At 53.6% G+C, this 23,164-nt stretch carries 17 protein-coding genes and 1 pseudogene; 7 read left to right on the top strand and 11 right to left on the bottom strand.

All coding sequences use genetic code 11. The features are described 5' to 3' along the window. Window positions 1–4 precede the first annotated feature (4 nt). The 6 genes and pseudogenes from LAO76_01115 to dinB all read left to right on the top strand — a co-directional run bounded on the left by LAO76_01115 (window position 5) and on the right by dinB (window position 6,453). Complete coding sequence (locus LAO76_01115) at window positions 5–1,330, top strand: efflux RND transporter periplasmic adaptor subunit (protein ID MBZ5489514.1); 1,326 nt, start codon at window positions 5–7, stop codon at window positions 1,328–1,330. A 3-nt stretch (window positions 1,331–1,333) separates the two neighbouring features. Beyond that, window positions 1,334–2,539, top strand: coding sequence for an ABC transporter permease (locus tag LAO76_01110; GenBank protein MBZ5489513.1), 1,206 nt, complete (start codon window positions 1,334–1,336; stop codon window positions 2,537–2,539). A gap of 5 nt (window positions 2,540–2,544) precedes the next feature. Beyond that, on the top strand, window positions 2,545–3,219 hold the full coding sequence (locus LAO76_01105; protein MBZ5489512.1) for an ABC transporter ATP-binding protein: 675 nt from the start codon (window positions 2,545–2,547) through the stop codon (window positions 3,217–3,219). Between the two features lie 101 nt (window positions 3,220–3,320). Beyond that, window positions 3,321–3,764 (top strand): OsmC family protein, encoded by a 444-nt coding sequence (locus tag LAO76_01100; GenBank protein MBZ5489511.1) that lies wholly within the window; start codon window positions 3,321–3,323, stop codon window positions 3,762–3,764. A 99-nt stretch (window positions 3,765–3,863) separates the two neighbouring features. Then, complete coding sequence (locus tag LAO76_01095) at window positions 3,864–5,060, top strand: cytochrome P450 (GenBank protein MBZ5489510.1); 1,197 nt, start codon at window positions 3,864–3,866, stop codon at window positions 5,058–5,060. A 296-nt stretch (window positions 5,061–5,356) separates the two neighbouring features. Then, window positions 5,357–6,453, top strand: a pseudogene (gene dinB, locus LAO76_01090) (DNA polymerase IV). A gap of 531 nt (window positions 6,454–6,984) precedes the next feature. Here the strand turns inward: dinB and LAO76_01085 are convergent. Next, window positions 6,985–9,360 carry a phosphatase PAP2 family protein gene (locus LAO76_01085; GenBank protein MBZ5489509.1) on the bottom strand — a complete coding sequence of 792 codons (2,376 nt, stop codon included), beginning with the start codon at window positions 9,358–9,360 and terminating at the stop codon, window positions 6,985–6,987. Window positions 9,361–10,053: 693 nt separating this feature from the next. Between LAO76_01085 and LAO76_01080 the strand changes: the two genes are divergently transcribed. After that, entirely contained in the window at window positions 10,054–11,292 is a 1,239-nt protein-coding gene (locus LAO76_01080) for a chain length determinant family protein (protein ID MBZ5489508.1), read from the top strand. A gap of 27 nt (window positions 11,293–11,319) precedes the next feature. Here the strand turns inward: LAO76_01080 and LAO76_01075 are convergent, their stop codons facing one another. The 10 genes from LAO76_01075 to LAO76_01030 all read right to left on the bottom strand — a co-directional run bounded on the left by LAO76_01075 (window position 11,320) and on the right by LAO76_01030 (window position 23,157). Then, window positions 11,320–12,159, bottom strand: coding sequence for a glycosyltransferase family 2 protein (locus tag LAO76_01075; protein ID MBZ5489507.1), 840 nt, complete (start codon window positions 12,157–12,159; stop codon window positions 11,320–11,322). Continuing rightward, a complete protein-coding gene (locus LAO76_01070) occupies window positions 12,156–13,316 on the bottom strand; it encodes a glycosyltransferase (GenBank protein MBZ5489506.1) in 1,161 nt (386 codons plus the stop codon). The genes LAO76_01075 and LAO76_01070 overlap by 4 nt, the downstream gene beginning before the upstream one ends. Next, window positions 13,306–14,595 carry a hypothetical protein gene (locus tag LAO76_01065; protein ID MBZ5489505.1) on the bottom strand — a complete coding sequence of 430 codons (1,290 nt, stop codon included), beginning with the start codon at window positions 14,593–14,595 and terminating at the stop codon, window positions 13,306–13,308. Before LAO76_01065 ends, LAO76_01070 begins: the two co-directional genes overlap by 11 nt. A 48-nt stretch (window positions 14,596–14,643) precedes the next feature. After that, window positions 14,644–15,531 (bottom strand): glycosyltransferase family 2 protein, encoded by an 888-nt coding sequence (locus LAO76_01060; protein ID MBZ5489504.1) that lies wholly within the window; start codon window positions 15,529–15,531, stop codon window positions 14,644–14,646. Next, window positions 15,521–16,648 (bottom strand): NAD-dependent epimerase/dehydratase family protein, encoded by a 1,128-nt coding sequence (locus tag LAO76_01055; GenBank protein ID MBZ5489503.1) that lies wholly within the window; start codon window positions 16,646–16,648, stop codon window positions 15,521–15,523. The genes LAO76_01060 and LAO76_01055 overlap by 11 nt, the downstream gene beginning before the upstream one ends. After that, window positions 16,645–17,301 (bottom strand): class I SAM-dependent methyltransferase, encoded by a 657-nt coding sequence (locus tag LAO76_01050; GenBank protein MBZ5489502.1) that lies wholly within the window; start codon window positions 17,299–17,301, stop codon window positions 16,645–16,647. The genes LAO76_01055 and LAO76_01050 overlap by 4 nt, the downstream gene beginning before the upstream one ends. Before the next feature lie 343 nt (window positions 17,302–17,644). Beyond that, window positions 17,645–18,172 (bottom strand): acyltransferase, encoded by a 528-nt coding sequence (locus LAO76_01045; protein ID MBZ5489501.1) that lies wholly within the window; start codon window positions 18,170–18,172, stop codon window positions 17,645–17,647. A gap of 91 nt (window positions 18,173–18,263) precedes the next feature. Then, on the bottom strand, window positions 18,264–19,787 hold the full coding sequence (locus LAO76_01040; GenBank protein ID MBZ5489500.1) for an oligosaccharide flippase family protein: 1,524 nt from the start codon (window positions 19,785–19,787) through the stop codon (window positions 18,264–18,266). An 82-nt stretch (window positions 19,788–19,869) separates the two neighbouring features. Next, window positions 19,870–20,433, bottom strand: a complete 564-nt coding sequence (gene rfbC / locus LAO76_01035; GenBank protein MBZ5489499.1) for a dTDP-4-dehydrorhamnose 3,5-epimerase — start codon at window positions 20,431–20,433, stop codon at window positions 19,870–19,872. A 330-nt stretch (window positions 20,434–20,763) separates the two neighbouring features. Then, window positions 20,764–23,157, bottom strand: coding sequence for an SLBB domain-containing protein (locus tag LAO76_01030; GenBank protein MBZ5489498.1), 2,394 nt, complete (start codon window positions 23,155–23,157; stop codon window positions 20,764–20,766). Window positions 23,158–23,164: the final 7 nt, after the last annotated feature.

The following is a 23,164-nucleotide window of genomic DNA, read 5'->3' as shown; positions in this document are numbered from 1 at the left end:
TCCAATGGCAACCGTCGAAGCACCAATAAGACCACATGTCGTTCCAGTCCGGCCTCTGCCGCCGGCAAAATCAAAGTGGCGGCGCCACTTGTGGATACTCGGCGCTGGCTGCCTCGCTTTGATTCTCATCATCCTGGTGCTTCTTCCACCCAAAATCCCAGTTACCCGTCTGTCCGCAATGACGCTGCGCGATGAAGCCGCCGGTACCGGGTTCGTTCACGCCAAAGTCTCAATCGGGGTTGGGGCCAAGATTAACGGCGTCGTGTTAAAAATCTACGTTGATCAGGGCGACGTCGTGAGGAAAGGTCAGCTTCTGGCTGAGCTGCACAACCTGGACTTCCAAAGTCAGTTTGGTCAGGCTACGAGTCTGGCCCAGGCGCAAAAGGCGACGGTTGATTCTGCGCAGGCGAACCGTTCCGCCAGTGAGGCGCGCCTTCAGGCGAGCATCAGCGCGGTGGCCCGAGTTCAGGCAGGTCTACGACTTGCTGAAATCAACTATCAACGCACTAAATCACTCCACGAAGGCGGGGTAGTTTCAAAAGAGTCTCTCGATGCTGCCGAAACGGCCTATGCTCAGGCGCAAGAGGACCTGCGGAACACGCAGGCGCTACAGAACTCGGCCCAGCAGGAAGTGAAAGCAGCTGAGGCCCAGGTTGCGACCTCTCAAAAGACGATGGCTGGTTCCGAAGCAGACGTCCAGCTACAAAAAGCCAATCTGCAATACACGATCATCACCAGCCCGGCTGATGGGTACGTTGTTTCCCGCGATCTGGAGGAAGGAGCGACCGTGGTCCCAGGGCTCCCTATTTTCACCATCGCCCACTCCAGCGTGATCTGGGTGTCGGCCAACATTGATGAACGTGAGATAGACGGGCTCAAAGTCGGCCAACCGGCAACCATCACCCTGCGGTCTGCGCCAAACCGCAAGATCCCTGGGAGGGTTGCGCGAATCGCGAAAGAAGCCGACCCGGTCACTGAGGAAGTGGTTGTGGATGTGGCTTTTGCCCAGCAGCCATCTGATATCAAGCTCAATGAAACCGCAGAGGTCTACATCCTGAAATCGGAGAAAGCCGGTGCGAGTACACTCCCGAGAACCGCGATCGTGCCGGCACGCGATGGTGCTTCGGTTTGGACTGTGACGCACGGCAAACTTCAGTTACTTCCAATTTCTCTCGGAATGACGGACAAGCGCGGGTTCGTGGAGATCCTGAGCGGTCTCTCCGGTTCTGAACCGATTGTTGTTCAACCGAATGCAGCAGGCACTCAGCTCGTGCCTGGCAAACGCGTACGGACCACTCAGGTGGAAACGCGCACTCTGGCGTCGAGGTAAGCTATGAATCTTGCTATTCGCGACATTCGCCGTCACAAGACGCGCTTTCTGCTTACCTGCGTCGGGTTGGGACTGCTCCTGACAGTCGTGATGGCGATGAGCGGTATCTACCGCGGCTTGATTGGCGATGCTACCAAGGTGGTGGAGGCGACACCGGCCCAGATCTGGGTGGTCCAAAAGGACACGCGCGGCCCATTCGCGGAAAGCTCGCGGCTACCGGAAGACCTCGAACACTCCATTGCGGCTGTCGAAGGTGTTCGGCGGGCTTCGCCACTGTCGTTTCAATACGTGCAGATTCCGCACGGAGACAAACCCATCCGGTTGTTTCTGATCGGGTACAAGCTCGGTGGGATTGGTGGTCCGCCTGTGATTATGGCAGGCCGCACCATTACCAAGAAACATTACGAAATTGTGGCAGATCGCAAATCCGGTTACGCCGTGGGAGATACGATCCATTTGGGACTGGAAGATTACACTGTGGTGGGTCTTACGCAAGGGATGCCGTCGCCCTCGGGAGATCCCGCCGCGTTCGTTTCGTTGGCCGACGCGCAGGTCATCCAGTTCCAGCTGGACAACGACGCGATACGGAACAATCGCGAGCGCGTGGTTGCGACCTACGCACAATTGGCCAGCATGAATCCATTGATGCGCGACAAGGCAACCGCGAAGGCCTTGGCTGCCGCCGAGAACCCACATTTCGCCAATGCCATCGTTGCCGAACTGGACGATCCATTTGCGGCCGCCGAGGTTGCGAATTACGTCCGCCGCTGGAACCACTATCAAGTGTTTTCGGCCGACCAAGAACGGGACCTCCTTCTCAAAGGCTTTATTGAGAAATCCCAAAAGCAGCTCTGGCTGTTCCGGACGATCCTTGTGATCGTCTCCGGCGTGATCATTGCGCTCATCATCTACACGCTCACCATGGATAAGCTGCGCGAGATTGCCACCCTGAAGATTATCGGGGCGTCAGATCGGACCATCGTCAGCATGATCCTGCAGCAGTCACTCTTGCTGGGAGTGATCGGGTTCGCCGTGGGCTACGCGCTCATCAGCAGGACATACATGCTCTATCCGCGAACCGTGCTCGTGCAGCCGCTCGACATGCTGGCGCTGTTCGCGATTGTGGTCCTGATCTGCATATTGGCGAGCATTCTGGGAATATGGCGCGCGCTGAAGGTCGATCCCGGAACAGCGCTGAGTGGGGGATAAGCAGTATGGAAGTTGTACGTGTGGAGCACTTGACGAAGATTTACGGCCACGGTGATGCCCAGACCGTGGCTCTCATCGACGCCAGCCTCAACGTGAACAGCGGCGAACTTGTGGCCCTGCTGGGTCCGAGCGGCTCCGGCAAGACAACCCTGCTGACAGCGATTTGCTGTATCAATGAGCCTACGCACGGCCGCATTGAATTGGACGGCATCCCGGTTTTCGATGAGGGTTGGATGGGCGTTGATGTACGCGCCCTGCGACGCCAGAAAATGGGAGTAATTTTCCAGTCTTACAACCTGATTCCGTTCTTGACCGTTCTGGAAAATGTGGAACTGATTCTGTCTCTCAACCATATACCGCAGGCAAAAGCGCAGGACCGGGCCATGGAACTGCTTGAGTACCTGGAAATCGCCCACCGTTGGCATCACTATCCCGGCGAGATTTCGGGTGGTGAACAGCAGCGCGTCGCTATTGCCCGCGCGCTCGCCAACCATCCTAAAGTATTGCTCGCCGACGAACCCACAGCCGCATTGGATACTGAACGAGGCAAGATCGTGATGGGGCTTCTCCGGAAACTCAGCCGCGAGACGGGAGCCGCTGTGATCGTGGTAACGCATGACGAACGTATGCTCGAGGGCTTCGACAGGGTGTATCGAATAGCTGACGGGAGAATTCAGTGATCATAAGGGGTGGCAAAGTGGCCAGCGTCGGCGGTAGATTTCATCGTTCGGCACGTTGCGGTCTGTAACATTGCGACCCTAAACAATGAAAGGTCAAAGGCATGGAACCATTTCCTCATCACTATACTGCTTCCGCGTCCGCTAATTTGGAGGGCAATGTTGCAGTTGACGCACCACGATTGCCCAGGCTCGTCTCTGCTCCACCCGCTGAGTTTGGCGGACCGGGCGACCGCTGGTCCCCCGAAACTTTGCTCGTCGCTGCGGTGGCAGACTGCTTTGTACTGACTTTCCGAGCGATTGCCGCGGTGTCGAATCTGTCCTGGATTTCTCTGAATTGTGAGGTTGTTGGCACCCTGAATAAGGTAGACCGCGTGACGCAGTTCACCGGATTTGCCGTTCGTGTGCGCCTTCTAGTGGCTCCTGAAATCAACAAAGAACAGGCACTCCGGCTCTTAACGCGAGCCGAACAGACCTGTTTGGTCACTAATTCGCTTAAGGCTAAGTGCCAGCTTGAGCCTTTAGTTGATGTCGCGACATCTCAATGACCTTGAGCCGTCAGCCCGATCGCCACCTGCCGCTGCGGCAACCCAATGCCGGGAAAGGCACCGTCAAGTAAGATCCACCAGAGGAGAACGTAGCTTTACATGCACTCAGCTGCGATTGACATTTCAAGCTCACTATTCAAGGCGGATCCTTATCCCTTTTATGCGCAGCTGAGGGCCGAGCACCCAGTGTTTCCGGTGAGACTTCCTGATGGTCAAACGGCTTGGCTCATCACGCGCTACGACGATGCCCTCTCCGCCCTTAAAGACAGGCGATTTTCCAAGGATAAGCTGAACGCCGGTCAAAAACAGCCGTGGATACCGGCGTATTTCAAGCCACTTGCTCGCAACATGCTCGATCTGGACGATCCCGACCACGCACGTCTCCGCGGCCTTGTACACAAGGCCTTTACGCCCAAGATAGTAGAGAGCATGCGCCAGGGCATAGAGTCCCTGACAGAGAAATTGCTCGACGCCGCCCAGCCTTGTGGGCGCATGGATCTGGTACAAGACTATGCTTTACCCCTGCCCACCGCGATCATTGCGCAAATGCTGGGAGTGCCTGCGGGCGAGCAGCACAAGTTTCACCGCTGGTCGAGTGCAATTGTTTCTTCGCAATCTTCCAAGTGGGGTACAGTTTGGGCCATTCCCCACGCGATTGCCTTCTTGCGATTTATCCGCAAACTCATCCGTCTGCGACGAAACCATCCCCAGAGTGACCTAACCAGCGCCCTGGCGCAAGCAGAAGAGGCTGGAGATAAATTGAACGAGGACGAGCTGTTTTCGATGATTTTTCTGTTGCTCATCGCCGGCCATGAGACCACAGTCAATCTTATCGCCAACAGCGCTCTGGCTCTCCTGTGCCATCCCGACCAAATGGAGAGGCTGCGTTGCGACCCTTCTTTGATTGAGCCGGCAGTAGAGGAATTACTGCGCTTTGAAGGCCCCGTGGAGACATCTACCGAGCGGTATGCGTTGGAGGATGTGTTGATTTCTGGCAGCACGATACCGCGAGGCGCGCTGGTATACGTGGTGCTGGCTTCCGCTAACCGTGATGAACGGCAGTTCGAAAATCCCGACAGGCTGGACATCACTCGCCAGAATAACCGCCATCTGGCCTTCGGCCAGGGAATTCACTATTGCCTGGGTGCTCCGCTCGCGCGACTTGAAACTCAGATTGCAATCAATGCCTTGCTAAGACGCTCTCCTCATCTGCAGCTGGCGGTGCCGGTGAAAGAAGTCCGCTGGAAGAAGGGATTGGTTCTGCGGGGACTCGAATCGCTGCCAGTAAGGTTCTAGCCACCAATCAGTTCGCTAGGGTCAGGGAGCACAGGCTGCGCTACTCGAAAACAACCAGGAAACTCGTGAACCCGACGCCAAATCAGCGGAGGGCCTTAGATGCCTCTTGACCAAGCGACGGCCACGCTGAGCTATAAAGGTCAAAGACGAATGGCGCAGAGGGCGCTTCAGTATCTGCGGTCAAAACCTGTGAACTAATGAGGTCCACCTTTTGATCAGACTTGAAGTTCCCAAGGTAAGAGCGAGCGTATTCAGTCCTCGGTAACTCCCCAGGAGAAGAATAAAATCATTGCTAGATGCCGGTCCGCAAAATCGTCCATATCGACATGGGTGCCTTTTATGCCTCCGTCGAACAGCGGGACAATCCCGAACTGCGTGGGAGGCCTGTGATTGTGGCTTGGAAGGCCAATCGTTCTGTCGTCTGCGCAGCCTCATATGAGGCCAGACGTTTCGGAGTACGCTCAGCGATGCCAGCGGTTCGTGCTGAACGATTGTGCCCGGAGGCAATATTATTTCTCCTGACTTCACAAGATATCGAGCTGTGTCGCGGCTCACGCGCGAGATTTTCCAGCGGCACACGGATCTGGGAACCACTCTCTCTTGATGAGGCCTACCTGGATGTCACAGAGAATAAGACCGCGTTGCGAACAGCTACGCGCGTCGCGAGCAAGATTCGTGAGCAAATTCGTCATGAACTGAACTTAAAAGCCTCAGCCGGTGTGGCGCCGAACAAGTTTTTAGCAAAACTTGCATCGGACTGGCATAAGCCGGACGGACTATTCGTGATTCAGCCTGAAGAGGTGGACACCTTTCTTCTGCCGCTACCGGTCGGCCGCCTGCCAGGAGTAGGCAAAGTGACCGGGGAGAGGCTTGAGAAGCTCGGTGTAAACACGGTCCGGGAACTGCGGGACCTCGATCTTGTAGCGCTCGAAAACAACTTTGGTCGCTATGGCCGGCGTCTGTACGAGCTCTCCCGCGGCATCGACAATAGCCATGTCATCCCGAACAGGCCTACAAAGTCGATCTCTGCTGAGGATACCTTTGAGCACAATGTGCTGCTATCTGAAACAGAGCCGATGATTCGCCGTCTCGCAGAAAAGGTGGTCACCTTCGCGTAAGGAATCACGTATACCGCATACAGTCGTTCTCAAGTTGAAGACCGGCGACTTCAATATTCTGACTCGCAGTCATAGCCGGGTCACCTCCCTCTTCTTGCGAGGAATTGACGACCATCGCATTGGGGCTGCGGGAGCGAGTGAATCTGGGACCGCAGCAACGCTTTCGCCTCGTAGGAGTTGGTGTAGGCAATTTTCGCGAACCCGACGATGGGCTTTCGCAACAATCCCTTTTTGGGGAGTGCGATGTTCAGGATTGCCCAAAATCGTGCCAGTGAACGTATTCTCGCCCTCTCACGCAGTCCTGCGTGGACCTCGAAATTACCGATTTAGCGATCCGCGCAATAGAGGCAGCCGCCTTGGCAGAAATACTGGTCGTCTGTGCCAGAATAGGTTCGTGGGCATGGTTCCTTACTTGATCTCAGGCTGTCGAAGCGCCCGGGCTTGTTTTATCGATTTTTGAAGTGTGTCATAAGTCTTCCGGCAAAAATGGCCCGCCCATCCCTTTTGTTACAAACCAGCTCGCTGTCGGAAGCGGTTCTCTGTGACTCATAAGATCCTCATGATGCAGGTTTTCGGAGCGTCGACTGAAAAGTCGAGATCCTTGCCGCAGATCAAAACCCTTTAAGATTCATGACGCCAAATCATTGAAAATGAAATACTAAAACGAGCGATCTTGGGTGCGTGAAAACCTGTGGGTTTTCAAACACAGAAGTTAGCGGAAATTCGATTGCCTTGAGCGACCGTCCCTTTGTTATCAGCATCAAACTGCCTTCACAGATTGCAGCTCAGCGCAAAGTCGCCATACTTCAGTTGCTCTTAGAGAGCTTGAATCCGTGCAGCGGGCGAAAACTGACCTGCAGCGAGACACCGATATCGGTTTTTGGGGTTGCCGATAAGAGTGGAAAATTCCAATGCTCATACTTGGCCGAAGCGGTAAGAATCAGGCTTCCCATTTTGACGATCGTTCCGCTCACATCAAAGTCCCGCAAGTAACCTCCCTCCAGGAATGCCGGGTTCACATTTTGATTGCGGTAATGAAACTGCAAATTGTCGCTGGCGTTGAATCGGTATGTCGTCCAGAGGTTCAGCCCGCGCCCTTCCCGACCAATCGCGTTCCCGATGATTTGTCCATAGTTCGTATAGCCGCTTAGAAAATGGTCATTGAAATAAGCCACTCCGACGCCGCCCAGGTTGGGTATGTCCGTGTAGATGCCTTCGGCGCGCAGATCGAGTTTCGGAAGCTTGGGAAGCCGAGGCATGTAGAGGCCAGTGCGGAATGCCGATTTTCGAGGAAAAGCAATAGGAGAGTATTCGTCTTCGGTGAAAGAATCGCCATAAAACGTGAGCCAGTCGCGCAGGCCGGGAATGCGGTAAGAAAAATCAAAAGCTGACCGGCGATCACCAGGGTCATTGGGCTGACCGGGAATGGTATTCCCCGTTGGCGAGTAACTGCGCAGCAGGCTGTGCAGTGTTAGAGGAAAACCTGGGCCGCTCAGGACCGCAGTTACGCCAAACCCGAACTCCAGATTGCGCGTTGGTTTGAACGACAGCTTCTCGCCCTGGATAAAGGGGTGAGGATGGAGCGGTGCAGCGATCACGTGGCGATTCCCTGCGGCATCCTCAAAGCCAACAAATTGCTGCCCTTCTAACTGGCCCCAGAACGCCTCCACGCGAATCGCACCGATCAGGCGGAATATCCATGGCAGCACAAATGGCTTGGCTCGCGAGATGCGAAGCATTGGGAGAGGCTCAGCATTGTTGCTGGCGAGGAAGGGGCCATCCGTTCCCGGGCCCCACCAAAGAGTCTGATTACCAAACGAGATTACATTGTCGCGAAAAGTAAAAGAAGCATAAGCATCGAGCAAGCGGAAACGGTCTAGCGTGTCAGTACGCTGCGGCGGGGCGAATGGCAAGCCCTCAAGATTGGCAATTGCCTGTTGCGCGGTCGCGCTTAGAGGTGAAAGCATCCCCGCATGCTGATATTCCCCGCGAACGTAAAAAGCGAGCCGCCCCACAATGGTCCGTGCCGAGGCGCCGGTGACATCGTTCACGCCTTTCCCAAACGGCCGGCCGAAATCCTCGGTAAAAGTCTTAGCGAAGTGATAATCATCCGACAAAGGAGAGCCCGAGACGAAGCCAACACGGGTGTAAGCTTCTTCCAGAAATGCGTTCGGCTGGGTTTGCTTTCCTTGCAATTCGGGGGACAACTCGGCCGCAAGTCGCTTATAAATATCCCCCCATTTGCTGGAATCATGAAGATCAATTGCCTGTCCTGCTTCATCCACCAGCCTCGCACACTCAGAGCGAGTCCAAGGGCGCATCCCTGATTCTGCAGTGTTGATATAGCCGAGAGCTGCCAACCGATCAATTTCTGGATATACCCAGCTGTCCATCGGCACATAGGTTGTTCCGGTCTGGGGTCCTTCGAAGTGGAGGCCTTCGGGAATGAAGTTCCCATAGTCAGCCTCATCAAGATCGGAATTGTGGTGCCTGTTGTAAACTTGCCGGCCGATCAGCCATCCCAACCCGCCACCAATGACGACATCAGAGGGGAAATGCTTGCGGCCGGTGACTCGCGCCACGCTCACCGCAGACGCGGTGCCATACGCCAGGGTTTGGGACAGCCATCCAGGATATTCATGTGCGATCACTGACGCCGCCGTCCAGCTCAGCATCGAATGAAGGGAAGGAAACGAAGGGTCGCCGAAATCCTGGAAGAACCTTCCCCGTCCATCAGGTAGTGTGGGGCGCTCCCTCCCGAAAACGCCTTTCAGCGCTTCGACGACAACGAAGCTGTTGATCAGGGCTTCCCCTGTCAGGAGACCCGTCTCTTTCGAACGTCCAGATCCGTTGAGGCTTCCCCACACATACATCATGGCTGGGACGCCAGCGAGGGCGATCGTGCCACCGTTGGAAATGTTGTCGCTCCGATCAATGGCCGTAAGGTTGGAGTGTTCGCGGGACATGATGCTGCGATCGCGCGCGAAAAAGAGGCCGGTCGCGCCGGCAAGAGGGACCACCCATGGAGCGTCTTCGAAGCGCAGATGAAATGGCGATGTCCAGATGGCCTTCTGATCTCCGGGAAGGTTGAGGAATACCCTTTTCACTGACATCTTGGCCGAAGGCTGCTTCTGCTGACCCGTGGCATCCGGCGTGGAACTCTGTGATTCCGGAACGGACACCTTGGAACAGGAAACCTCCTTCCCGCATTGATTGAACCCATTGCCACAGAGTCCAGCGCATCCCCCAGCCATTCGGGGCATATCTGAAGGCGGTTGAATGGAGACTAACGTTTTCGGCGTCGACTTATCAACCCGGAAGTCACCTTCCTGGGCAAAACAACCTCCCAGCAGGAAAGTCCCGACGAATGCTACCCGCGAAACAAGATTGATTTTCATACTTTTGACGGAAAAGGTCTGCCGTGCATCGAGGGGCCAACTTGTTACCCTATAGCCTCAGCGCAGGATTGTGGAAGCTGCGAGTTGCCTCGAATTACACGCATACCAAGTCTGCTTCCACCAAGTCATACGATTCTCAGCATGTTGTGTTGAGACGCAACCATTCATGATAATTCAGGGCTGCAATTGCGTCTTGCGGGATTTGCCTTAGATTTCGCTATACCAGGCTAGGCGCCACACACAGCCCCGGACGGCCAGACGTGTACATGTTCATTGCCGCTCGTCTAGGTGTATCTGTTTGGCGTTCTCAGCTGATCGGTTGTGCTCTTGTTTTTCATTCCAAGGTACAATATCAAAAAGCCAGCAGAGTGGGATTATTTCTGTAATAGAAAGCGTTTGATTTAGCCATCGGTGGGGACAGGCATGCGGCAAGTTATGCGAGACGCTCGGGAAGAAAAAAGCCAAGAAACGATAGAGATGACCGGTTTTGGCGGTCCCGAAGTGGACACATCTGAAACGGCCGAATCGTCCAACGACGTCTCATTGCTTGACCTGCTGATCGTCATCGGCAGGCGGAAAAAGTTCCTGGCGGCCAGTACTTTGGCCGTGTTTGCGCTGGCCCTGATCGTCACCCTCTTGATCCCTAAGAGATATACGGCCACCACCACGGTTCTTCCGCCGCAGCAGGGATCGTCTCTGAGCGCCGCGCTCCTGTCCCAGATGGGCAACCTGGGCGCCTTAGGATCGCTGGCCGGAGGCAGTATCGGCTTGAAGAATCCAGCAGACATGACAATTGCCTTGTTGAAGAGCCGCAGCGTTGAAGACGCCATGATCCAGCGCTTCGATCTGATGAAGCTTTACAAGGACAAGAGGCTCTCCGACGCTCGCAAGTCGCTGGAGAATCACACTTCCATAGATAGCAACCTAAAGGACGGGCTGATTCGCATTGAGATTGAAGACCGCGATCCCCAGCGCGCTGCGGAGATGGCCAACGCCTATGTGGACGAGTACCAGAGGTTCTCGCAGCATCTGGCGATCGGGGAGGCGGGCCAGCGGCGGCTGTTTTTCGAGCGCCAACTGGTTGAGGCCAAAAACAACCTGGCCGGCGCGGAAGAGGCGTTAAAGGCGTCGCAGCAAAAAAGCGGCATGATTCAGCTGGATAGCCAGGCCAAGGCTCTGATCGAGTCGGTGGCCGCGCTGCGAGCGCAGATCGCCGCTAAAGAGGTGCAGATCAGGTCATTGAGCCTGTCTGAAACGCCCAGCAACCCTGACTTCCTGATGGCCCGGGAACAGCTGGCGGCATTGCAGTCACAGCTGCGGCAGATCGGCGGGACTCAGTCCGGCGAAGATTCTGACCTGATCGTTCCCCGGGGCAAGATTCCCCAGGCGGGGATGGACTACATCCGCAAGCTGCGTGACGTGAAATACAACGAGATGATCTTTGAGCTTCTCGCCAAACAGTTTGAGCTGGCCAAGCTCGATGAAGCTCGCGAAGGGGCGATTATCCAGGTAGTGGACGCTGCGGTCGTCCCGGACAAGAAATCCTTTCCGAAAATCAGCCTAATTGTTCCCGCTGTGACGTTCATCTGGATTCTTCTGGCGATCTTTGGAATTTTATTCTTGGAAGGCATCCGACGGGCTGGCCAGCGTCCGGAAGACTACCGCAGGCTGCAAGCCTTGAGAATGATGTGGCAAAGAGATTCCCACAAGTCGTAGATGGACGCTAGTCGCTATGTGAACCTATCAGACGGGTTCACAGCCATTTTGATTCAATTGGTCGCGCGTTTTATCGACAAACCAACCCCATTTGCTGAAGTATTTCCAGGCCGAACTGATGTGATGCTTCGTCAGCAACCAGTTATGGTAAGACCCCTTCTGGTATTCATGAAAAACAGCCACGTCAGGGAAATACATTGTCTTTGATACTTCCCCGATGCGGCGACACAGATCAACGTCCTCCATGTAGAGAAAGTATCTTTCGTCAAAGAGACCAACTTTCTCGAACAAACTCGTCCTTACAAGCATGCAACAACCAGAAAGCGACGGCACTACCCGAGGTGATGTCAGGTCCACTCCCCGGAGAAGATAGCGATCCATCTTCGCGCGAAAAATCGACCTCCTCAATGGCCCGCCAAATCTTCGTATCAGCAAGTCTGAAGGGGTTGGCAAAAGCTTGCATAAACCTTGCTCTTCCCCGCCCGGATAAAGGACGCGAGGCATGACAAGCCCAACATCCGGATTGCGTTGCATGAATTGATAGAGAGCGTTGAGAACTTCAGATCCGAAGCGGACGTCTGGATTGACGATCAAATGATAATCCGACCCACTTAACAATTTTCGAATGGCAATATTATGGCCTGCTCCGAAACCCAAGTTATGACCTGAAAAGTAATAATCCGCCCCGGCCGCTGTCTCACGAAGTTTGTCCAGCGGGGAGTTGTCAATCACAACCAGACGAACCTTGAGATCGCTGGATAGCACGCTTTTAATACATAAGCGCACCTGCTCTGGCTGATTCTGGTACAGCACCAGTGAACATGTTACCCTAACGGCTTTTTTGCCGTGCACCACCGGGCTTGTCATTGGTGATCGCCGGGACGAATAGACAATACAGCCGAAAGCGACTGTTCAATATTCCGTTCCTGGTTATACTCTTCAGCAAAAAAAGATTGAGCGGAACAAACTAATTTAGCCGCAAGTGACCTGTCCGTGAGAAGTCTTTCCACGCTGCCCGCAAATTCGCCAACCGAATCCGCCACGAGCAAATGTGTACCATTAACAAGACCAGTGCCTTCCATCCCAATCGAGGTAGTCACAACTGCAACTCCAGCCTGCAACGCGTTAATCGTCTTGACTTTGAGCCCGGCACCACGAAGAACGGGATTCACAAATACTGCGGCTCTGCTGTAGAGATCGCTCAAATCTTGCGGATCCGGACAAAAGGAGATATTTGTGTATCTCTCAACCATTTTAATCAAAGCGGGAATGGGAACCCCACCAGTACGTCCAGCAATGGTCAGTGAATAGCCTTCGAGTTTAGATAAGCGTGGATGAATGTGATCCACGTACCATTGTAAGGCATTCACATTGAGCGATACAGCGAGTGTACCGACAAACAATACCTCTTTGCCGAAAGCAGCGTATGAACCTATCTTACTGCCCGGATCGGGAGGCAAGAAGACGGCTTTTGAAACATCGGTCGGGCTCTTCCGAAGATGAAGAGTTCTCTCCCAATCAGATATGAACCATAACAAATCGCACTTTGCTCTGAGAGCGGGTGAGTACTTATCGAAACGAACAGCTTCAAGTTTATAGAACAGTCTTTCTTTCCAATTGCGGCTGCTTTTGCTCAGCTCCCTGAAATATCTGGCTTCGTCATTCTGGGACCGCAGGATGCGCGCCTTAGCCTGCAGTCGGACATTCTCCAAAATTGGGCCGACATGTTCGGATTCCAAGAGGACGGCATCATACTTCTCGGCTAACGTGACCTGTTTTAGCGCACGCCTGCTGCGCACTTGAAAGGGATCCAGAGATAAGGACGCTGACAATCTCACGTCGCGCTCGAGAATCCACAAATGCGAAACCACAGCTTGGACAGCGTCAATATCCGCCTGGGTGGGACCACTTTTAACAGTTGCAATAAGGTCCAGAGTAAATCCAAGCCGCTTAAGATTCAGAATGCGTCCCCAAATGTCAACTGCGGCGCCATGATGCGGAGGATACGGAAAATCATTTGCCACGACTAATATTCGTCGCATTTCTCACCTCGCTAAGCCCTACCCCAAACACAATTGCGACCGTGTAAACGCCCGCAGTAGGAATATAAGTCGTCACAGCAATCGCAGAGGCCATAAGGGCGATGGCAATAATCCATTGCCGTTGGGCCACCAAGCGATTTAGCAGTCTCACGATGAATATCAAAAACCAAAATGCGAAAGGAATTCCAAATCGTATCAACTGGTCGAAAAAAAAGGTCTTGGTACTTACCATGTCCGCAGATGTCTGATATTGAGAGACCTCTTCGAAATATAAGGGTATCGCAAAAAATGATTGCACCGTTGACATTGCGCTCGGTAAATAAGCGCCAACCGCGGGAAGGAATCCAGACAAGCCAACGCCAAGAGGGTGCCGAGTAACAGTAATCAAAGCACAAAGAATCATCGAGAAGCGGGTGGGTATCGTTCCCGACGTCGCAATCACTTCTTCAGGAAACAAATTGGGAACAACCATTAGAATGAACAATGCCCCAAATGGCAGTAAAATTAATAGGATCCCGACAATATGGTACCAGCGTGAATGCCACTTTATTAAGCAAAGAACGACGGCACAGAAGAAGAGGGTCAACATGCCGCCTTTTGATCCGGACGCAACTAGGAGACCAGCGGTCACTGCGAACAAGATGATCCGAGCAATCGTCGAACGTGTTAGATGGACGCCCAGAAGTCCCATCGTGATCGCACTAATTGAGAACTCGCTCGGTTCGCTTGAAAGTCCGCGCGGCCTAAAGTCGGCAACCGGCGTAAAGTGCAGGATTCGTGTTTCTAACAAGCCTGGCAGCCCAAATGGATTTGCGTTGCTAAAACAAAAACCTAAAATCACGAGGCCAAAAGCAGTGTAGATTCCGGCACGAACGACCGAGTTGATTCGGTATTCTATATTGCTGACTGCGAACACAAGAAGGGCAAGCGAAATAAAACTTGTCGTGCTTTTCCAAATCATGTTTTGATCGTGGCTTGTCAGTCCGAAGTATAGGAAACCGTAAGCAGTTGTTAGGAAGACATACACCAAACAAACAAGAAGGGCGCGATCTACGTTCAGATTCCCGTAAATTAGCCACTGGGTGAAACTCACAACCGCAATCGCCAGAAGTGGGAACAAAGAGGGACTTGCGCCAAGGCTGCGCAAAGGAGTTCCTTGCAGGAAGAAATCCTGAATAGGAGATAAGGCAATAAAAAGGAAGATGCAAATCTGAACAAAGCCTGACATCTCCTTTTCAGGTTTCAATTTCGTTCCATTCATACCGTGAACTGATATGCCCTCCGCAAATGTTTGCCCAATGGGCAGCTTTCAATGCCCCATCGACAATCCGTTAAAAAACGCTTGCTGCTTGAATTTAAACATCCCGATGTTGTCGCGGAGAACCACCAGCCGCGCACACAAGTATGCCTCATAGAGAAGCAGCCAGGGGAGCGCTTTCAGAAAACCGAAGCTCTTGATCAAGAAATAGACCCGATTCCTGGTACAGTAACGGATTTCGACGGTTGAATGCTTACCGCCGGCGAGTGAACTCACTTTGTGCAGCAGCTTGCACTCCGGCAGATACATCAGCTTTGCTCCGACGCGGTGCGCACGGAACATGAAATCAACATCATCCATATAGACGAAGTACTTTGCATCCATCAGTCCGGTTCTGCCGAAAAGGGCTGCCTGAATCAGCACACAGCAGGTGGGTACATAAGATACCTGCTCAACCTGGTCGTACTGGCCGCAGTCCAGGACCTCTCCCCTCTGGAAAATTCGATAGCCGAACCAGGGCTGAAAGCTCCCTCCAGCTGCCCAGAAGCGCCTTGGTTCGTCGAAGTACATCATTTTCGGGCAGGTCATATCTGCCGCGTGTCGGGATAAGCCGGCCGACAGCTTCTCGACCAGGTCATTGTCGAAAACAGTATCGTTATTTATGAGGAGAACAGAATCGCAACGCGCCTCCAACGCGGCACGTATTCCCTGGTTGTTCCCTTCCGCGACCCCGCGATTGTCGGGATTTGCAATAATCACCAGACGGGGATCCACGCAATCACGAAGAAGTTGCAGTGTTGAATCCGCTGATGCATTGTCAATCACAAACAAGACCAGGTTGCTGTGATTCTGGGCAAAAACGCAGTGCAGAAAATCCTGCAATACCTTGCCGCTGTTGTACGTCACCGTGACTATGCCGATCTTGTTGCTACTTGCCATGCATCAAACCTTTCTCCCGCATTTCCGCTAGAGAATGCTCATAAAGCGCGGTGCCCGCGTCCTGGCGCTCTGACCACATCAGGAATTCTTGAAGGCCGTCAGCAAACTTCCATGCCGGCGAAAAACCGAGAACATTTTTAGCCCGAGAGAGATCAGCCGTGTTGTGGCGGATATCACCTTCCCGGAACGCGCCGTTCACGATTACTTCAGATTTGCTGTTAAAGTGCCGCACGATCGCTTCCGCAACCTGCTGGACGCTGACAGAGCGGCCCGAACCGATATTTAACGCCGCAGGCGGTTGTGGCTTGGCCTCTACGCAGCGAACAGTTGCTTCCACCACATCATCGATATAGACAAAATCCCGGCTCTCTTTTCCATCTTCAAAAATGTAAATTGGCTCATTTGCGCGAGCCTGATTCGAAAAAATAGCCAGTATACCGGTATAGGGATTCTTGAGGGATTGTCCAGGGCCAAACACATTTTGACACCGCAGAGCGAAGCCGTTGATTCCGAGCGTATGAGCGTACAGCAGAGCCATCTGCTCTTGTACCTGCTTGGTCAGTCCGTACAGAGACGAAGGACGGAAAGGAGCTTCCTCGGTAGTGGGGATAGTCAAACAGGCGAGGCTACAGACTGGGCACTTCGGTTCGTATTCCCCTTTTTTCATGTCGGCAACGACCCTGCCAGCGGGATAGACAGTACCGTGTTCCCCGCATTTGTAAGCTCCTTCTCCATAGACGGCTCGCGACGAAGCTACAATGAGGCTTTGGACCTGTGTATTTCCAGCGAGGAGCAGTTCCACGAGGGTCGAGGTTCCGGCAATATTCACGTCGGTGTAATGCCGAACCCGGTACATTGACTGGCCGGTACCTGTCTCGGCTGCAAGGTGGAGAACTACTTCCTGACCTAGAAGTGCTTTCCGCCATGCATCTTCATCGCGGACATCGCCCACCACCAAACGGACTTCTCCGCGCAAATCAGGGGCCAATTCCCGGTCTTTGCCATGGATCTGCTCACTGAAATTGTCCAACACGGTTACTTCGTACCCATTGTCGAGCAAACGTCGCGCAACGTGAGTACCAATAAATCCCGCCCCTCCACTAATCAGGATTTTCATCTCTTCCTCATTGCGGTGTCACTGCCATTCACAAGCGCCCAGGGAGGAGTATCCAGGCCGAAGATCAAGGGGCGGTAAGGTGCTCTTTCCGCAACATATGGAATCCATCGGATGCCGTATTCCTGTATCGCTTCCTCGTGAATCCGGATGGGATTGAACCCAGCATTTATGCACTCCCTCAATAGATCGTCCTTTCCGAAAAGCCGGAATTCCACGGTTGTACCTGGGCCTCCGTGGAAAGTAATATCCGTAAACTCTCGCGTTCGACCATCAGCGGTTTCACTTAACAACACCCACTTGTCAGCTTTCTTTTGAACGCTGAACCGAGAGGTTTCCGGGAAGTGCTCACGCGTTTCCCCTTCGACATACGGTACGGTGAAAATCATCACGCCGCCTGGTTTCAGCAGGCGACGTGCATTCTCAAACGCTTTTGAAATAGGAGGGCAAATATGCTCGAAAACATCCGTTGAAATAATGAAATCATAAAGACCGGCTTGAGAATGATCAACTGACGTGATATCAAGAAATGGATGTTGGTGGTAAAAAGTGTTTGTGTAGCCGAGTTTCTTTTCCAGACGACTGGCATAGCCTTCCCAGTCGCTCAAGCCGACACCGGAGAGGTCTGGACGACTCGGGAAGTCGGGTATCGCCATACTCGTTCCAAACAATTCCGTCGATAAGGCATGGATTACACTACGCCAACGAACGTTTGATCCGCAACGAACGCAGCTCCAATTCTCTCGTGAAAGTTCCTCGCCGGGGAAGGACGTTTTCATGCCGCACACGTTACACCGGAAGGACACCAACATAGCCGTGGGTGTCTTCAGGCATTTCACTAGCCATATAACACGCCTCTTGCAGTACCCAAGTCGGCGCCGAAGGGACCGCCAGTGCCGGTTTGACGCAATAGCCGATTTCACAGTAAGTGACATTCTCCTTGATCTTACGGGTGATAATCCCCTCTTCAACAATAACCGTAGACGAACCTCGATCTCTCTACCGCCTGGAAGCCTTGACCCACTTCTGAGCCTGTTGGTCAAATACCTCCAGCAAGACGGCGGGGTTCCCGGCAGCTACACCAAAATCCGGCACATCTCGACTAACTACCGAATTGGCTCCGATCACGGCTCGGTGACCAATTCGGACATTGGGTAGAATTACTGCTCCATAGCCAAGGAAAGCTCCGTCTCCAATCTCAACGAACGAGTCCTCGTCTGCTATTCGCTCAGCTACTTTCAAGGTTGACGTTACATCGCGAAATGGGTGCGAAACATCCACGATCGCGCAGTTGGCAGCAATAGCCACCGCAATCCCAATCTTTATAGTGCTATGGCAAACGATATGCACATTCTGCTCAATTCCAGTGTCCGACCCAATGGACAGATGTGGCTTTCGGCCATATGGGTCACGTACCACCTCCAATCGCACGCCGTCCCGTATTAGAACCCGTTCGCCGACTTCGATGCATTCCGGATTCCTGATCATTAGCGGAGCGTAAATGGCGCTCCCGCGGCCCAGACCCATGAACTGAGGACGGTAATAAAACCGCGATTTCACCGCCCAGTACCGATGACGCAGCGACGCGATTTTCTCGACAGGCGACCGTCGCAGCCATTCACGGATGCTCGTTGTTCGCATGCAAACGCTCCAATCGCTCCAATCGCCTACTGTCAGCTTCCAGGAGCGTGTTCCGGCGAACGACTCGGCTCCTGTAAAGAATTACTCCGATGAGCGCTACAAAAACAATGATGAACAATAGTGGGGTTTCTAGAGGATGCATCAAATTCGGCAAGTGTATTAAAACGAGGAACGGAACAGCAGCGAGTGCGGGAAAAACAATCCCACTGAAAAGGTATTGCAGAACCCGCAGTCGAATTGCTTTGTTGGTACGCGGAATATTATAAACGAGATTGCCTAACACTCCGACACCTGCTCCAATCAAAGTTCCCCATGCCACACCCATAGCGCCGAATTTCAGTCCAAGGAGGACGCTTGCAACCAAATTCGTCAGTCCCTCCACAAGGGGACTCAACGTGATGAGTTTCTGCTGCCCTGCTCCTATGAGAACAACTGAGTATGGGACCCCCGTCAGACGAATCATGTTGGCGCTGACTAAAACCAGCAGCACTGCATGTGCCTGAATTGCATACTGTCGTCCAACCCAGGCAACCATGATCGGATCAGCAAATAGTAAGAGCGGCATTCCCGTAAAAACTAACAGTAAGACGCCTACCCGCGTAGACGTTAAGACCATTCTCCCTAAAGCCGCGGGATCCTGCTGAGCATGCGCTACCGCCGCACGAGGAATCATGGCGCTGAAGATAGCGGATTGGGCGCCGGCAACAAATGTCACCAGACTCGCGGCCACAGCGTATGGACCAAGAGCGCTGACCTGGAAACGGCCAACCAATAGCAGGTCGAGCCCCGTCACGAGCATCATGGCGAACGACCAGATGGTTAAGCTGTAACAATAGTTGCTCAGTTCTTTTGCACTCGACCAGCGTACCAGCGAATTCTGGAACTTAACTTCTGGAGCAACTCTCTTAGCCAGCCCAAAAAGTGTCAGATACGAAAACAGATTGAGCACTGCCAGCACGGCAGCCATCACAATAATTGAGTGTCCCTGCAATACGACTGCCACCACCGCAACCGCAGAGACAATCTTGGCACCGCCGGTTACGATGGCAGGAATTTCATTCCTCTGCAGTCCTACAAAAACTCCGCTCCACGCAGAAGCAGGCAGGCCGATCGCGACGGAGGATCCAACTATCAGCAGGGCCCAACGCATCGTAGGAACAACCTGGGCTGAAATCTGTGGAAACAGCCAAGACGCACCTGCGCCAGCGGCGAATAGCAGGACAATGAAGATAACGCAAGCCAATGATAGTCCAAAAAAGGCCGTGCTGAAAATGCCATTCCTCAGTTCAGCATCCTGTTTTTCATTTGCAAACGCAACGTAGCGACCGATTGCCGTCTGGAGTCCAAAATCAAGATAACCGCTGTAGGCTGCGATTTGTAGGACAAGTACCCAGACCGTGTAATCGAGTTGCGTCATATGGCGCACCAAGACCGCCGGCAGGAACAGCGCAGCAATTCCTGAAGCGCCTCCACGGGCCAAGTTTGCTACGGCGTTCTTCACCACAACCCACTTTGTGCTCATTAGCCGTTAACTTCCTGCTGGCCATCGCGCCCCACAATGACGATTTTTGAATCAGCTCGTTTCATCGCATAGATGAGCAGCCTTCGGCAGACACCTCGGCATCCCGCAACCATTCTCCTTGCTTATCTTTAGCCGACAACTGCGGCTCTCCGTCCAAGGGCCAGTCGATACCAATATCCGGGTCGTCCCAGCGGATTGTGCGCTCAAACTGTGGGGCGTAATAATCCGTCGTCTTATAGAGCACTTCCGCCCACTCGGAAAGGACCATGAAACCATGCGCAAATCCCGGCGGCACCCAAAGCATGTCTTTGTTTTCTGCTGACAGAACCTCACCAACCCATTCCCCGAATGTCGCCGACTCTCGTCGCAGATCAACTGCTACATCGAAGATTTCTCCGACCACGGCGCGCACCAGCTTCCCTTGTGGCTGGCGAATCTGGTAGTGCAGGCCGCGCAGGACGTTCCTGCTCGACCGCGAGTGATTGTCCTGGACAAAATGGTAATGTATCTCGGCGCTAGCCAGCGCCTTCTCGTTGTAGCTTTCCAAGAAAAAGCCGCGATCATCGCTGAACACTCTTGGCCTCACCAGCAACACGCCTTCAAGTTTTGTCTTCACTGCTTGCACGTTATGTCCTCAAAAGCCGGCCGTTCGAGCAGGCCAAGGAGATACTGGCCATACCCGCTCTTACCCACGGCCCCGCTAATGTTTCGAGCTCAGATGCGCTGGTGAATCCCAATGCTGCTGATGCTTTCTCTTAAAGAACGGTGACCTCTATGCCCCCGAACAATACACGCGGATCAGTCAAACCCCTCATATCATTGGAGAAGATGCGATTACGTAAGACTAAACGTAAGTAGGCACCCGGATCATTGCAAGCAAGCCATATTAAAGCGCTTTTAATATAAATCTAGCTCTCGCACCATCAACGGCGGACTTAGGTGGCAAGCTGGTATCTTACGGAAACAATACCTTCGCGGCCGCAGCACCAATCACGAACGTGCCAATGATTTGTGTCCAGTCCTTGAACCCTCGCAGTACCACACCCTTGTCCAGCTTCTCCGGCACCACAATGGTGTCGCCCGGCGACAACCTTGCCTCGGTAAAGCTTTTAAAGAACACCCCGTTGTGTCCATGGCCACTGACCGTAGTCCCGTCGGCCCGGATGACGAACAAATGCCCCTTGTCCCCGTTCTTCGTAGGTCCCCCCGATATCTTTAAATAGTCGCCTACCGTCTTATCTTGCTTAAAAATGAAAGAATTGCTGTTGTAGACTGAGCCGATTACGTTGACCGTCGCTGGCCGGAAGGGCACGAGCAGCCTGTCGCCATCTTCCAGGGGCAGGTCCGGGACAGCATCTATGTCGCTGGTATTGGGCTTCAACTCAAGCACGATACGGCCGGTTGCCTTTAGCTGGCGAAGCTTGTCGAGCAGCTGGCGCTGGCCCTCCAGGGACTGACGTTCGGTCAGCGCCTCTTCTCCGCTGAGGTTCCTCTGCGCACCGGCGTTGCGGTCGATCGACTTTTCCAGTTCGTTGATGTACTCATCGAGCCGCTTCTGCTGGTCTTCCTTGGTCGACTCACGGGTAAACTCTGACCCATAAAGGTAGGCCTGCGGCGTAAGGCCGCCTACTCGAACAATCAAATGACGCAATGTCTCCGCTGGCTCAACCTGGTAGACCCCGGCGGTGCGGAATTCCCCTTCCAGGCGCACGAATTTCGTCTGCTGTGCGGCTGGCACCTGCATGTCATTTTGGGAGAAAATCGTGACCACGTCGCCGGGCTGCAGCACGACGTTTTCAGTCTCTTCTCCACTAATCGCCTTTCCTAGGTTAAAGGGTACCAACCGGGTGGTGAGATCCTCGGGGTTGATTCGCTGGATTACTGCATATTCCCAATTAATCTCGGCGGCTGACCGCTTCACTTCGTTCTTCAATTCTTCCTGCTTGATGCGCTGCGCCTCGGTTCGACCTACCCGGCTCGATAGGTCTTCGTTCCGCCGGGTGCCACGCTGGTCGGATGGAAGCTCGTTCGAACTCGAAGACGGAGGCACAGGAACTGGCGCCTGGTTCTGACCGCTGCTTTGCGTCGAGGGCTCGTTACGATCACGTTGCCATTCTCGCAGTCTCTGCTGCTGCCGCTCCTGGTCGGCCTCATCATGGGACTGGAACGTCAGGCTGTCCGGGTCCACAGCCAGCTTGTTCTGCCGTTTCCAGAACTCTTCGGTGACGAGGAATTCACGATTGGGTATAAGGTCCTTTACACGCATGCCCTGGCGCCAGGGATATCGGCCCGGAACTGCGACGTTCCCCCGCAGCGTTATAGCGTTATCGAACTTGGGTGAGATGTGCAAAAACCTGACGATGTCGCCATCGTTGAGTTCGGTCTTGAGTCCCGCTGCCGTAAGTTCGAACTCCGCAGTACGGCGTGTCAGGCGGTCATCGATACGGTCGACGAAAGCCTTCTGCCCGCCCGCGGTGGTGGTCAGGCCGCCGGCGTAAACAAGCACTTGGCTTAAATCCTCGCGCTCTCTTAACTCATAAATTGCTGGCACATTAACGCTTCCGGCCAACGCAACCAGCTTGCCCACGGGTGGAACATAGATCACGTCGCCGGGGAGCAATTGCGCGTCCTTACTTTTGTCCCCCGAGACAATCAGATCGTACAGATCAAAACGTGTGATCTCCTTACCCTGGCGTTTCAGGACAATTTGCCGCATGGAACCGCGGTTTGATGGCCCGCCGGAGGCGAATAAAGCATTGACCAGCGTGCTGAGGGAGCTGACGGTATAGGAGCCTGGCCGTTTCACCTGTCCTACGACAAAGATCTGGATGGAACGCAACTGGCCCAGAGTAACGTTCAACTCAAAATTCTTAAACACGCGGCCGATGTTTCGGGTAAGCGCACTGTTCAGCTCGTCATAGCGCAGACCGGCAACGCTCATGGCCCCTATCTTCGGTATGTAGATTGCTCCGGTACGATCCACCACCGCACGGTAATTGATGTCGATCTGCCCCCATGCCCGAATCAACAGCTCGTCGCCGGGCCCGATCAGATAGTCCGGGGTAACTGGAACCCGATCCAGAGGCGCAAACGTAGAGGGGACGTTGCGAAACAGATTTTCCCCAAAGATTTCCAAACGATAACCCAACGACGCAGCAACAAAACGCTGGAATTCCATGTCAGGTTCTTTGGGATTATTAAAATTTTCTAATGCTGTCCGCCTGTCATCTCTGGATTGCTCACTCTGTCCTTCGTTTTCCTGGCTCTGCCGGTCTATTCGGCCTAGTTGCTGCTGCTCAGCCGGTGTATTGGTAATCTGGATACCTTGTGTTGGGCGATCCGCAGGCATAGTCGTG

The organism is Terriglobia bacterium (assembly GCA_020072645.1).
GTDB lineage: Bacteria > Acidobacteriota > Terriglobia > Terriglobales > Acidobacteriaceae > Angelobacter.
Note: the sequence above shows the minus strand (reverse complement) of the source record. Positions and strands in the feature narration are given on the sequence as shown.

What these genes read in the sequence shown, in the direction of transcription:
- LAO76_01115 (MBZ5489514.1), top strand. Translation starts at nt 5, where the DNA reads ATGGCAACCGTCGAAGCACCAATAAGACCACATGTCGTTCCAGTCCGG.
- LAO76_01110 (MBZ5489513.1), top strand. Translation starts at nt 1,334, where the DNA reads ATGAATCTTGCTATTCGCGACATTCGCCGTCACAAGACGCGCTTTCTG.
- LAO76_01105 (MBZ5489512.1), top strand. Translation starts at nt 2,545, where the DNA reads ATGGAAGTTGTACGTGTGGAGCACTTGACGAAGATTTACGGCCACGGT.
- LAO76_01100 (MBZ5489511.1), top strand. Translation starts at nt 3,321, where the DNA reads ATGGAACCATTTCCTCATCACTATACTGCTTCCGCGTCCGCTAATTTG.
- LAO76_01095 (MBZ5489510.1), top strand. Translation starts at nt 3,864, where the DNA reads ATGCACTCAGCTGCGATTGACATTTCAAGCTCACTATTCAAGGCGGAT.
- LAO76_01080 (MBZ5489508.1), top strand. Translation starts at nt 10,054, where the DNA reads ATGACCGGTTTTGGCGGTCCCGAAGTGGACACATCTGAAACGGCCGAA.
- LAO76_01075 (MBZ5489507.1), bottom strand. Translation starts at nt 12,159, where the DNA reads ATGACAAGCCCGGTGGTGCACGGCAAAAAAGCCGTTAGGGTAACATGT.
- LAO76_01065 (MBZ5489505.1), bottom strand. Translation starts at nt 14,595, where the DNA reads ATGAATGGAACGAAATTGAAACCTGAAAAGGAGATGTCAGGCTTTGTT.
- LAO76_01060 (MBZ5489504.1), bottom strand. Translation starts at nt 15,531, where the DNA reads ATGGCAAGTAGCAACAAGATCGGCATAGTCACGGTGACGTACAACAGC.
- LAO76_01055 (MBZ5489503.1), bottom strand. Translation starts at nt 16,648, where the DNA reads ATGAAAATCCTGATTAGTGGAGGGGCGGGATTTATTGGTACTCACGTT.
- LAO76_01050 (MBZ5489502.1), bottom strand. Translation starts at nt 17,301, where the DNA reads ATGGCGATACCCGACTTCCCGAGTCGTCCAGACCTCTCCGGTGTCGGC.
- LAO76_01045 (MBZ5489501.1), bottom strand. Translation starts at nt 18,172, where the DNA reads ATGGGTCTGGGCCGCGGGAGCGCCATTTACGCTCCGCTAATGATCAGG.
- LAO76_01030 (MBZ5489498.1), bottom strand. Translation starts at nt 23,157, where the DNA reads ATGCCTGCGGATCGCCCAACACAAGGTATCCAGATTACCAATACACCG.